General features: G+C 30.1%; 15 protein-coding genes. 9 read left to right on the top strand and 6 right to left on the bottom strand.

All coding sequences use genetic code 11. The features are described 5' to 3' along the window. Positions 1–9: 9 nt before the first annotated feature. The 5 genes from BUA92_RS17185 to BUA92_RS17165 form a co-directional block, all read right to left on the bottom strand. The gene (locus BUA92_RS17185; RefSeq protein ID WP_073021629.1) at positions 10–687 is read right to left on the bottom strand and encodes a M15 family metallopeptidase; all 678 of its coding nucleotides are present in this window, start codon (positions 685–687) and stop codon (positions 10–12) included. Positions 688–933: 246 nt separating this feature from the next. After that, complete coding sequence (locus BUA92_RS17180; protein ID WP_073021626.1) at positions 934–1,848, bottom strand: DUF4097 family beta strand repeat-containing protein; 915 nt, start codon at positions 1,846–1,848, stop codon at positions 934–936. 2 nt (positions 1,849–1,850) lie between these two features. Continuing rightward, a complete protein-coding gene (locus tag BUA92_RS17175) occupies positions 1,851–2,510 on the bottom strand; it encodes a permease prefix domain 1-containing protein (RefSeq protein ID WP_073021624.1) in 660 nt (219 codons plus the stop codon). 14 nt (positions 2,511–2,524) lie between these two features. Beyond that, the gene (locus BUA92_RS17170; protein ID WP_021803892.1) at positions 2,525–2,845 is read right to left on the bottom strand and encodes a PadR family transcriptional regulator; all 321 of its coding nucleotides are present in this window, start codon (positions 2,843–2,845) and stop codon (positions 2,525–2,527) included. Between the two features lie 389 nt (positions 2,846–3,234). Then, positions 3,235–4,026 carry a thymidylate synthase gene (locus BUA92_RS17165; RefSeq protein ID WP_021803891.1) on the bottom strand — a complete coding sequence of 264 codons (792 nt, stop codon included), beginning with the start codon at positions 4,024–4,026 and terminating at the stop codon, positions 3,235–3,237. Positions 4,027–4,202: 176 nt separating this feature from the next. Between BUA92_RS17165 and dnaX the strand changes: the two genes are divergently transcribed. From dnaX to BUA92_RS17145, 4 genes are all read left to right on the top strand, one after another. After that, positions 4,203–5,828 carry a DNA polymerase III subunit gamma/tau gene (gene dnaX, locus BUA92_RS17160; protein ID WP_073021621.1) on the top strand — a complete coding sequence of 542 codons (1,626 nt, stop codon included), beginning with the start codon at positions 4,203–4,205 and terminating at the stop codon, positions 5,826–5,828. Between the two features lie 96 nt (positions 5,829–5,924). Then, a complete protein-coding gene (locus tag BUA92_RS17155) occupies positions 5,925–6,269 on the top strand; it encodes a YbaB/EbfC family nucleoid-associated protein (RefSeq protein WP_073021619.1) in 345 nt (114 codons plus the stop codon). Positions 6,270–6,364: 95 nt separating this feature from the next. Continuing rightward, the gene (gene recR, locus BUA92_RS17150) at positions 6,365–6,961 is read left to right on the top strand and encodes a recombination mediator RecR (RefSeq protein ID WP_073021617.1); all 597 of its coding nucleotides are present in this window, start codon (positions 6,365–6,367) and stop codon (positions 6,959–6,961) included. Positions 6,962–7,095: 134 nt separating this feature from the next. Continuing rightward, positions 7,096–8,013: an ROK family protein gene (locus tag BUA92_RS17145; protein ID WP_073021615.1), complete on the top strand. Its 918-nt coding sequence runs from the start codon at positions 7,096–7,098 to the stop codon at positions 8,011–8,013. 79 nt (positions 8,014–8,092) lie between these two features. On the opposite strand, the gene BUA92_RS17140 is transcribed toward BUA92_RS17145, so the two are convergent. After that, entirely contained in the window at positions 8,093–8,692 is a 600-nt protein-coding gene (locus tag BUA92_RS17140; protein ID WP_021803886.1) for a tyrosine-type recombinase/integrase, read from the bottom strand. A gap of 162 nt (positions 8,693–8,854) precedes the next feature. Here BUA92_RS17140 and BUA92_RS17135 point away from each other — a divergent pair, with 162 nt between their 5' ends. The 5 genes from BUA92_RS17135 to tnpA all read left to right on the top strand — a co-directional run. Then, complete coding sequence (locus BUA92_RS17135; protein ID WP_021803885.1) at positions 8,855–9,127, top strand: DUF2508 family protein; 273 nt, start codon at positions 8,855–8,857, stop codon at positions 9,125–9,127. Between the two features lie 26 nt (positions 9,128–9,153). Next, on the top strand, positions 9,154–9,414 hold the full coding sequence (locus BUA92_RS17130) for a pro-sigmaK processing inhibitor BofA family protein (protein ID WP_073021613.1): 261 nt from the start codon (positions 9,154–9,156) through the stop codon (positions 9,412–9,414). Positions 9,415–9,733: 319 nt separating this feature from the next. Continuing rightward, a complete protein-coding gene (locus BUA92_RS17125; RefSeq protein WP_139259370.1) occupies positions 9,734–10,753 on the top strand; it encodes a hypothetical protein in 1,020 nt (339 codons plus the stop codon). Positions 10,754–11,017: 264 nt separating this feature from the next. Continuing rightward, positions 11,018–12,280, top strand: a complete 1,263-nt coding sequence (locus BUA92_RS17120; RefSeq protein WP_073021609.1) for an ammonium transporter — start codon at positions 11,018–11,020, stop codon at positions 12,278–12,280. Between the two features lie 220 nt (positions 12,281–12,500). Continuing rightward, positions 12,501–12,722, top strand: a 222-nt coding sequence (gene tnpA, locus BUA92_RS17115) for an IS200/IS605 family transposase (RefSeq protein ID WP_139259354.1), incomplete at its 3' end; no start/stop codon positions are given.

Genomic DNA, 12,722 nt, shown 5'->3' with positions numbered 1-12,722 from the left:
AATACAAAATTATTTCTCTAGGTATTGTTCTAATACTAAGTCCTTAGTAAATATCTCTTTTGAAGCCTTTTTCCCAACATAACGTATATGCCAAGACTCGTAACTATATCCAGTAATAGATTCTTTCCCTAATGGATACCTAATAATGAAACCATACTTATAAGCATTTTTTGATAGCCATTTTGCTTCTGGAGTGTTTTCGAAAATCACATAAGAATCCTTAGTTGTTACATCCATAGCTAGACCTGTTTGATGTTCGCTGTATCCTGGTTTCGCTACGTATTCGTCAGCATGTTTTCTACCTTGCTGCTTAATAGTTCTCTCATAAATTGCTTTCTGAGTAGAATAGGAGCGGTATCCAGATAAGGAGTATAAATAAATATTCTCCTTTTTTGCGGCATTAAATAACTCCTCTAAAGCTGTTGAGGCCTCTTTTCTCAAAAAATGCTCTTCTTCAATTGAGTTTGGGGAAAAATTCACATTTGGTACAGTTAGGTCATCAGGTTTATAATCTTTATCCAATTTATTATCTTTATTTACAAGCAACAAAATACTAGAATAATCCTTTGAATTGTCCATAGAGGATTTTATTAAGTGTTTAGGAAAATTAATTAATATTAGTATCAGTAGTAATATTAATAAAAATACTTTTTTATTACCTCTCCTTTTCTTATTATACCTCTTCACAGTTTATACCTCCTAAATATTTATCTGATATCTAGCCCAAAGTGGCAAGATTTTAGTCTTATTGCTCCTTGCGAGAATAAGTTCAATAAGGCAATTTTACAAATAATTATTAAAGAGGCTTATAATTAAACCTTAAGAAACCTAAAGAAATTATTAATAAGTTAGTATATTTAAGAAATTCTTTAGATTATATAAAAATAGTGGCTAAAAACTAATTTTTCACTTAGTTTTTAGCCATTTATAATATTATAATTTTCCTAAAGTTAGCTTTCCAGAAGAAACACTTAGATTATAGGTATTACCTCCATCTTTATATTTTGCAACACCACTTTTATTATCTTTATTAAAGTCGGATAGGGGGAAGTCCAATACTATACTTCCAGAAGATCTTTTATATCTAACTTCAAAACCATTATTATCAGGGATTGATATATCTGTTTTACCAGAAGATACTTTAGAACTTAAGGTTTCAGGAGTTATTTTGCTAGATATTTTTGTACTACCACTAGAAGTTTGAGTATCTATATTAGTGAATTCACCTTCTACTACTAACTTACCAGAACTAATATCTGTTGTCATGATATTAGACTTAATAGCGTTCGCATTAAGAGTACCGCTTGATAATCTCAACTCCGTATTTTCAGCAGTTAGATTTTTTAAATCACAAGTTCCTGAACTAAGATATACATCTAAATTTTTAAAGTTCAGACCATCCATTGAAAGTTTACCAGAGGACATAGATATAGATAAATCATCAGAATAATCTTTTGGTATATATAAATCTATTTTCTGAGGAAAAATCTTCACACTAAAGAATTTAATTTTATTAGGTTTAGTAAATATAAGAGAATTACCTTCTTTTGAAATAGAAATTAAATCTTCATTTTTAAGAGTAGTAGTTGAGCTTTGCAAAAGTTTAACTTCATTAGAATCTGTAGGGTATATAGTTACTAGTTCACTTCCAAAATTTCTTAAGTCGATTTTACTAATAGACTCAATAGAAGCTGTCAGCTCGTTTGTAGAATTATACTTACTATTTAATCTAAATATAAAATCTGTAGGACTAAAGTTTCCAAGGATTAAAGACACTAATATAAATAAAGATACAATAGCTAATAAAGAAGAAGCAATTATTCTTGCTATAGCAAACTTTTTATTCATAACTACCTCCTTTTCTTTAAGTCGAAGGCAGCTGAAATAATCTGATCAATTGCCGCACCTATGACAAAAATTATCCAAGAGAATGGCCAAGCATTGAAATAAAAACTTATAACAAGATATATAGCTACAATTGTAATCCACATAGCAGAAGTGATTGATTTTTTAATTCGCACATTTTCTGAGTTAGCAGCTTTCCATTCTTTAAATTCTTCAACCAAGGTTTCATCCTTTTTAAGATATTTAGGACTAGTCATTCCTGTATATATAAGAATTCCAGTAGCTATTGCTATACATATAAACATAGGTATAATTCCTAAATCCTCGTTTAGAGAAAGAATATCAAAAATTATTATAAAGCAAGGACTCAAAATATATAATCCAACTGCTACAGCTACTAATAAAGCAGATTTCTTTTTTCTTTCATCAATTAAATCTGAGTTAACCTCATCTGGAGAGTTAAGACGATTAATTAATTCATCCACATCTCCTATACTTGAAATAACAATATTGCAAGCTTCATCTTCTGGATATCCATCTGACATTAAATCAGTGTATTTTGCATCCAAGTTTGAAAGTAGTTCTTCTTTTAAGTCGTAAGTTTTCTTATTTTTAGGTGCATCTTCAAATAAGTTGTTAACGTATCTATAAAGTTTATCATTCATTAATAACCCCTCCGTTAAATTAAACTATCAATTAATTTTTTTGTTCTTTCCCATTCTGCTTTATTATAAGTATAAGATTCGCGTCCAAGTTTCGTTATTGAGTAGTACTTTCTTCTGGCGGCTGTATTTTCTTCTCCCCAATAAGAAGTTATTAAACCTGCCTGTTCTAATCTACGAAAAGCTGTATATAAAGTTGCTTCTTTTAGTTCATATTCATTATTTGTTTTCATTTGTATAGATTTATTTATTTCATAGCCGTAGCTATCTTTTTCTAATAATTGAGATAAAATAATGGTCTCTGTATGACCTCTAATCAAATCTGATGCAATAGACATAGTATCCTCCTTTGCAATATATCGTCTCTATAGTTATATAATATAAATATATACCTCGCATGTCAAGGTATATCTAAATAAAAAAACAAACAATATTAAGTTTATAAAATTAGTAATTTAGGTTAAATTTATTTTAATTTTGTCAGAAAAGTATTGCACAAGCAGATTTTATGTTAAAATTCCTAAACACAGAAACACAGAAACACAGAAACACAGAAACACAGAAACACAGAAACACAGAAACACAGAAACACAGAAACACAGAAACACAGAAACACAGAAACAGAGGAACATAGGAACATAGGAACATAGAAGTGTAGAAATTATTAGAGTTAACGGTTTTTATAAAAAAATAAGAAGCCTCTTGGAGACTCCTTATTTATAGTAAATTAAACTGCCACTTCCATCTTAATTGAAGGATGATGTTTATAATCTACAAGTTTAATATCATCAGGTGTAAAATCGTAGAAGTTTTTAATTTCAGGGTTAATCCAAAGTTTAGGTGCATCATAAGCTTCATTAGCCCTTCCTAGTTGAATCTTAAGACCTTCTACTTGATTTTCATATATATGAGCATTGTTAATAACATGAGTAAATAGTCCTGGTTTTAATCCTGTTGCTTGTGCTACTAAATGAACTAATACTGCATACTGGCTGGTATTAAATGGAACTCCAAGTCCCCAATCTCCACTGCGCTGTACAAGCATACAATTAAGTTTTCCATCAGTTACATCCCACATTGTTAAGAAACAGCAAGGATGAAGAGGAGCGGTATCTAAATAAGGAATCTGCCAAAGGTTAATCATCATTCTTCTATCTTGAGGATTATTTCTTAAAGCCTCTAAAAGATTATCCATTTGATTAAACTTTTTTACTACCCATCCGTAAGATGTTCCTATAGTACCATCTTCTTGAATCCATTCATCCCATATGGATACATTTTGCTCTTGAAGTTTCTTTACATCATTTGATTGATCTTTAAATATCCAAAGAAGTTCTTTAACAGCAGTTTTAAAGGCTACAAATTTTGTTGTTAATATAGGAAATTCTTTTTCTAAATTAAATTGCATTATTTGATGGGGAAGTTTATAAGTTCTAATTCCTGTTCTGTTGTTGTCAAAGTATCCATTTTCTAAAATATCCTCAGCTATTGCTAAATATTTTTTATCATAAAGACTCATTAATTATTCATCCTTTCTTATTTCTAAAAATCCTACATTAATTTTATAATAAGTCTGCGGTTATGTAAAATTAATTTAATTGTTTATTGAACTTTTGTTCTCATTGATGTAATTAAGTCAATAATAAGATATAATAATATAAGAAGATTATTAAAGGAATTGAGAGGTGGGTTACGTTGGCTTATAAGGCTTTATATAGAGAGTGGAGACCTAAGACCTTTGAGGATATAATAGGTCAGGAACATGTAACAACTACATTAAAAAATCAGATATTAACTAATAGAATAGCCCATGCCTATCTTTTTTGTGGTACTAGAGGAACAGGAAAAACCTCTACTTCAAAGGTTTTTGCAAAGGCTTTAAATTGTCTTAATCCTCATGATGGAGAACCATGTAATGAGTGTGAAATGTGCGTAAAGATAAACGAGGGTTTAGCTATAGATATAAGTGAAATGGATGCTGCATCTAGAAATAAAGTGGAAAATATGAGAGATATTATTGATGAGGTTCAATATCCTCCTCAAGAAGCTAAGTACAAGATATACATACTGGATGAGGTTCATATGCTTACAACTGGTGCTGTAAATGCATTTTTAAAGACGTTAGAAGAGCCACCAAGTAATGTTATTTTTATTTTAGCTACTACCGATCCACAGAAGCTGCCTATTACTATTCTTTCAAGATGTCAAAGATTTGATTTTAAGAGAATATCTAATAATCATATGGTAAATAGGCTGAGAAAGATAGTAAAGGAAAAAGGGGTATTTGCAGATGATAAAAGTTTAGCTCTTATATGCAGGGTTTCTGATGGGGCTATGAGAGATGCACTTAGTATATTAGATCAATCTATATCCATGGGAGATGGAAAGGTTGATTATGATGAGTTAGTATCTATGCTTGGACTTGTAACGAATGATCATTTATTAAAGATAACAGATGCTGTTATAGAAAAAAATATAGAGAAGACTATGCGAGTAATTGAGGACATTGTGTTTTCTGGAAAGGATATGTCTTTATTTATAAAAGACCTTACAAGCCATTTTAGAAACCTTCTTATGGTTAAGGTAACAAATAATCCAGAAGAAGTTTTAGACATGTCAGAAGAGAATATAGAGTTAGTAAAAGGGCAAGGAGAACGCTTAAGAATAGAAGAGATTATGAGAGACATAAGAATCCTTCAAGAGTGTGAGGAAAGCTCAAAGGTTAGTAAGCAGGCAAGACTCTATATGGAATTAGCTGCTATAAAGATGTGTAAAATTGAATATGATACTTCTAAAGAAGTAATAATATCTAGAATAAATAGAATAGAAGAAGCTATAAAAAGCGGAAAGATAGCTGTTAGAGCAAAGGTTGAAACTAAGGAACCGGAAATGGTTAAGGAATCTAAAGTAGCTCAAGTTACTAGAAGACCAGAAAAGAAGGAGGATGCTTCTATAAATACTAGTTTTAATGAGGATTCAAAAATTAGTATAGATGAAGTTAAGAGAGCTTGGAAAGATATACTAGAGAGGTTTAAAGCTAGAAGAGCTATGGTTGTATATGCTTCTCTTAGTACTGGAAAACCAGTGTCTTGTAATAATGGAGTCATCGAAATTCAATATGAAGATCAATATGGGTTTAATAAGTCTAGGCTTGAAAAGCCGGATACATCTAAATTAGTAAATGAAGTGTTTAGTGAAGTTCTAAAGGATGGAGTAAGGGTTAAATATTCTGTAATAACTGAGGAAGTTAGAGGTAAAACTACTGAAGAAATACTTTTAGATACAATTGGAGAAGATGCTTTAGAAATTTTAGATGAATAAAAAGTGGTAAATACTTTAATAGTAAGGAAAGGTTTGTATAGTCAAATAAAATACTATATAATATTAGTAGATTTATTGTTATAAGGAGGATAAGACATGGCAAAAGGTGGATTCCCTGGCGGTGGACTTGGAAATATGAATAACTTAATGAAGCAGGCTCAAAAGCTTCAACAAGAAATGGAAAAAGTGCAAAAAGATTTAGAGGTTGCTGAATTTGAAGCAACAGTTGGTGGCGGAGCTGTTTTAGTTAAAGTTAATGGTAAAAAAGAGTTAACTCACATAGAAATAAAACCAGAAGTAGTAGATCCTGATGATGTTGAAATGCTTCAAGACTTAGTTCTTAGTGCTGTAAATCAAGCTATAAAGAAAGCAGATGAAGAAACATCAAGCAAGATGGGAAAATTAACAGGCGGGATGGGAATGCCTGGAGGACTATTTTAATAGACTAGAATGAGAAATTGAAATATTTGGGTGTGTCTTAAGGATTTATTATTTTTAAGTCACACCTGTATTGTTTCTGAGAGGAAGGGAAATAAATGGACTTTTATCCTATTGCTATAGAAAAATTAATAGAGGAATTTGCGAAGTTGCCAAGCATTGGAAATAAGACTGCGCAAAGATTAACTTTACATATATTAAATCTTCCGGAAGATGAGGTTAAGGATTTTGCAAGAGCCTTAGTTCAAGCTAGAGGAACTATAAAATACTGTTCAGTATGTGGAAATTATACAGATAAAGATCCTTGCTCTATATGCTCTAACCCTAGTAGAGAAAAAAATGTTGTGTGTGTAGTAGAGCAACCTAAAGATATAATGACAATGGAGAGAGTAAAAGAATTTAATGGGGTATATCATGTACTTCATGGAAATATATCTCCTATGCAGGGAAGAGGTCCTCAAGATATAAAGATAAGAGAGCTTGTAGCTAGAATGAATTCTGATATAGAAGAAGTAATAGTTGCAACTAATCCTAATATAGAAGGTGAAGCTACAGCTATGTATATAGCTAAAATTCTTAAACCACTAGATGTTAAGGTAACTAGAATAGCAGCTGGTATTCCTGTAGGTGGAGACTTAGAATATGCAGATGAAGTAACTTTATCCAAGGCACTTGAAGGAAGAAAACAAATATAATAGAAACCATGTTTTTAGATAAGTATAAACTAAAAACATGGTTTTATTTTGAAATAATTAAAAAGATATATGAATATGTTTACAAATGTGATAGAATTATAAGTATATACTTTTAATAGATGGAGGGTAAATCTATGAATTATTATATGACCTTTGATATTGGTGGAGGATCAGTAAAATATGGCATAATAGATGAAAATGCCGAAATAATAGAAAAGGGATCTTTTAAAACCCCACATAGTGATGATGGTGAAAAAGATCTAGATGAGCTTATAAAAAACATATCAGAAGTGACAAATGAATTTAAATCTAAATATAATTTAGTGGGGGTAGCTCTTAGTGCACCAGGAGCAGTTAATAACAAAACAGGCTTTATAAACGGTGCTAGTGCATTACCTTATATACACGGTCCTAATATTAAGGAGTTAATAGAAAATAGTACAAACTTAAAAATGGCTATGGAAAACGATGCTAATTGTGCCGCTTTAGCAGAAGTTTGGAATGGAGTAGCTAAAGGTTGTAAAAATGTGTTATTCGTAGTATGTGGAACAGGTATTGGAGGAGCTGTTATAGTTGATGGAAAGCTTCATACAGGTAAAAACCTTTATGGTGGAGAGTTTGGCTTTATGATAGCTGAAGCTGATTTTAAGAATAAGAAATTCTCAACATGGAGTGATAAAGGCTCTACTAATGCTATTGTAAGGAGAGCAGCTGAGCTTAAAGGAATAGATAAAAGTGAGTTAGATGGTAAAAAAGTTTTTGAATTAGCTGATAATGGAGATGAAGATGCAATTTTAGCTATAGATGAGTATTTTGAAACTACTGCAAAATGTATATATAATCTACAATACTCATTTGACCCTGAAATAATAGTAATTGGGGGAGCTATAAGCGCAAGAAAAGATTTGGTTGAAAGAATAGAACAAAAGCTAAATATAATCCATGAAGGAATATCTATTGCAGATATAAGAGCTAATATAAAAGTATGTAAGTACTTTAATGATTCGAACTTATTAGGAGCTGTATATAATTTTAAGGCTACCTATAACTAATATAAAAAATGAGTATGATAATATAAAGTTGAATTATCATACTCAAATTTATTATATTCTATAATGGAATGTATAGAGGCTAGACCATTTCACTTTTTTCTTCTAATTTAGCATACATCTTTTCTTGTTGTCTTGTAGTGAATTGAAAATATATTTCGGTATTTGAAATAGATTTGTGACCAAGCCACCATTGTAATTCTTTTATATCCATATCTGATTCTGCCAAGTGAACAGCAGTACTATGTTTTAAAGCATGGAAATGGTGTTTCTTTTTATCATCAATATCAGCAGTTGCGCAATATTTTTTCATTAAGTAGTCTAAGGTATGTCTAGAAATAGGTTTGTCCTTTTGGCTCTTAAATAAAGCTTCACTATCTATATGTATATTAGCTATTGTTATGTGTTTATCAACAATTTCTTTAGTAATAGAATCCAATCTTATAGTATTATTTTTACTTCCTTTAAGTCGTTTGCAATAAATCTCCCCTTTGGAGATGTTGTAGTCTTCTAGTCTTAATAATGCTATCTCAGAAGCCCTTAAGCCACATCTATAAGCTACTCTAAATATTGCTAAATCTCTAATTGAATGTATACCTCTAGAATTTTTAATTGAGTTAAAAAGTCTAGACGCTTCTTGTTGCGTTAGATATTTAATTTTTTCACTAGCATCTCTGCCCATATACAATCCTCCTTAGTAAATACAACAAAACATTTATTTTGTTGAGTAAATAATACAATTTATTAAGATTAATGTCAAAACTAAAAATAACTATTCAAGAAATTTATGCATATAACTTGTAATTATTGTCAATAATTAAGATAAAATTATAGGAGGTATAGTATGAATAAAAATTCGATTTTAAAAATATTATTTTCTAAGGAAGAGAATTTAAGGTATGATAATATAACAGAGGATATATACAAAGCTATAAAAGATATAGAGTCCGCACAAATGATGTTTGAAACAGTAAATAATCCAACTTTAATTGAAGTTGCCATATATACAGAGCAGGCAGCTAAGAGAAGATTAGATTTTTTAATTAAGGAAGCCAAAGAAAGAGGCGTAAAGGTTGATAACCAGTACATTTTGGACAAATATACGAAACTAGCTTAGTTAATTAAATTAAGGAGGGGGTCATTATGTTTCCTATAGAAATTCTTTACGGGGTAATTGGACTAATAGCATTAGTACTTCTATTTAAAATATTTTCATGGCCATTTAAGGTTTTAATGAAATTAATAGTAAATGGTATATTAGGAGCAATATTACTAATAATTTTCAATTTTTTTGGACAGGCATTTGGTCTGTATATAGGAATAAATGCAACTACAGCTTTAATAGCAGGATTTTTTGGGATTCCAGGGGTAGTATTTTTGGTTATATTTAAGTTATTTTTATAAGAAATTATTTTTGAGGTATTAGAATTAAAAGTTCTAGTACCTTTTTATTACATAATAAAAGAATAGTAGTTCTGAAGAGTAATTTGCCAGTGATTAATTATTAACCACTGGCTGAGGTTTATTTATAGATGGGAGTTGAGGTATTCAAAAAAAGAAAAGGAAACAAACTTGAGAGGTTCCTGATAAGGACACTATCACGTATATCCCTATAGAACTAATATATGAAATATATAATAATGTGTTACAAAAAATAAATAAAAATTATAAATTTAATCTTTCATTAATACAATATATAGAAGCAATTAATGAAAGGAAAGAAATGAAAAAATTTATTAACCAAGAAATAATTTTAAAGGACAAAAAAACTATTCTATTATCTCTGTTTTTTATTGTAGTAATTAGTTTTTTCTTAACTAATACTCATACAATGTTTTTAGCACAAGAAAATATATCAGAAAGTGAGGTATTAATAAGAAAGTATCTATCTTTAGCGCCAATTAAAGCTTGTATTTTATACTTTGTATATGGATTATTTATAGTTTTTTTGTTTAAGGACAAAAAAGAATTATTTAATGACATTGATAAAAACACATATAGCTTTAAGGAAGTATTTTTTACTAAATATTTATCATTTGTTTCTGTAGTAACTCTAAATACTTTAATAATTTCTTTATTTAAATTAATGGCTTATTTTATTAATAGTGATATTTTTTCAGGTTATTCTATAGGTGCATCTAGAGTTATTATGTTTTTCATAATATTTACTTTGGTATCTATTACTGCAGGATCTTTAGGATTTTTATCTATGTTTTTGATAAAAAATAATTTTATAGCAGTGGTATTGCTACCTATGATAGAGTATAGCTTGTTTTTACTTTTTGGATTATTTAACCTTCTAATTAGTAGCTATTTATGGCCTATTCAATGGTTATTAAATAAAATAAGTACATTTTTAGTAGATTATTTTGTGTTTTTTATTGCTTTTGATTGGAGAATAGAACTTCAGAGTTTAGGAATGCAACTTGGAAGCATAGCATTTTTCATGGCTTCTAGTGCTTTATTAATGTTATTATCTTACAAGGCAATGAAAAGAATAAAAGGAAATATAATAGAGAGAGATTATTATTTTGTTTGGATTAAAAAAGTTACATCAGTAATTTTAGCTTTTATAGGAGCTTTTACAGTACTTGTATTTTTAGATTTAGCAGTACTATTAGTTATGCCTCAAGCTTTTGATAAAATCAATTTAGGAATAAACATTTTTATGTTTATTATAGCGATAATTATATATAAAATGCTAGGGATTAAAAATATTGATAATAAATTAGAGAAAAATTAATCAAATTGCAAATGTTAATGGTTACAAAATGAACTTTTGTAAATTTCAAAAAGTGTATTGCTTTTTTCTTTACAGCTTATATAATAGAAATATATTAAACGAAGGCGTTTAATAGAGCAACAGCTCTATTAAGCGTCTTTTTCTTTTTTAGTGAAAACAAATGCAAGAACTTGAATTAAACCATGGTAATTCATCTTTTAGTATTTGAGGATTAAGGAATTATAAAATAAAAATAAATTTAAACTTAAAGAGGGGGACCTTAATATGGGATTTAATGGAGCAGATTCAGTTTTTGTATTAGTTTGTACGGCACTTGTTATGTTAATGACACCAGCTTTAGCACTTTTTTACGGTGGTATGGTTAGAAAGAAAAATGTTGTAAGTACCACTATGCATAGTTACGTAACTATTGCACTTGTATCAATACAATGGATATTAATAGGTTATACATTGGTATTTGGGAATGATATTGGAGGAATTATAGGAGATTTAAAATATGCTTTATTAAATGGTGTAGGGTTTGAACCTAATGCAGATTATGCAGCAACAATACCTCATCAAGGATTTATGTTATTTCAAATGATGTTTGCAATTATAACACCTGCATTAATATCAGGATCTTTTGCTGAAAGAATGAGATTCCCAGCAGTTATACTATTCGTATTAGCATGGACTACTCTAGTTTATGATCCAATAGCTCACTGGGTATGGGGAGTTGGAGGATGGATTAGAAACCTTGGTGCATTAGACTTCGCTGGCGGAAATGTTGTTCATATAAGTTCAGGTATTTCGGCTTTGGTAGTGGCTTTACTTATAGGTAAGAGAAAAAATATAAAAGATATTACTGCACATCATATACCAATGACAATACTTGGAGGAGGACTTCTTTGGTTCGGATGGTTTGGATTTAATGCAGGAAGTGCTTTAGGTTTAAATGATGTAGCTTTAGATGCTTTCATAACTACTAATACTTCAGCAGCAGCTGCTGCATTAGCTTGGATGTTATTTGAATATTCTCATACTAAGAAATTCTCAGCTATTGGTTTCATAAGTGGAGCTGTAGCAGGTCTTGTAGCAATAACACCAGGAGCTGGATTTGTTACACCAATAGCTTCATTAGCTATAGGTGCTATCGGCGGAGCAATTTGTTATGGGGCAGTAACTTTCCTAAAAGAAAAATTCGGTTATGATGATGCATTAGATGCATTTGGATGCCACGGAATAGGTGGTATATGGGGAGGAATAGCGGTAGGACTATTCGGAACAACAGGAATTAATTCAGCTGGAGCAGATGGACTTTTCTACGGTGGTGGAGTTACTCTTTTATCAGCGCAAATTATAAGTATTGCAGCAACCATAGTGTATTCAGCTATAGTAACATTTGCAATAGTAAAAGTTATAGGATTAGTTACAGTATTCAGAGCTACAAATATTGAAGAAGATTATGGTCTAGATGTAACTATGCATGGAAAAGGTGCATATGGTGAATTTGGAGTAATAGAAGAAAAAGAAAGCTATAGTGCGTAGTTTTTAAGTAAGTTAAAAATATAAGTTTATTTTTATAATATTGTGTGAAAAATTAAGTATAAAACCAATTTTTAATTGGTTTTATACTTTTTTTGTTGTCTAGAAAACCTCCGGCTATGCCGGTGGACAAAAAGGCTTTAGCTCTGAACAGAAAAAAACTCCTATGATAAAATGAAAGCGACTGACAATCGCAAAACAAATAAATCATAGGAGGTGTCGTATGGGTAACGACATAGAAAGCTTATCACACACAAAATGGAGGTGTCAATATCATATAGTATTTGCACCAAAATACAGGAGACAAATAATATATGGGAAGTATAAATCAGAGATAGGAAAAATATTAAGGGAAATATGTAAAAGAAATGGGGTAGAAATTATAGAAGCAAATGCATGCCCCGACCATATACATATGCTTATAACAATTCCACCAAAGATAAGT

Source organism: Clostridium intestinale DSM 6191 (assembly GCF_900130055.1).
Taxonomy (GTDB): domain Bacteria; phylum Bacillota; class Clostridia; order Clostridiales; family Clostridiaceae; genus Clostridium_T; species Clostridium_T intestinale.
The sequence above is the reverse complement of the archived record's forward strand: the minus strand, read 5'-3'. Positions and strand labels throughout refer to the sequence as shown.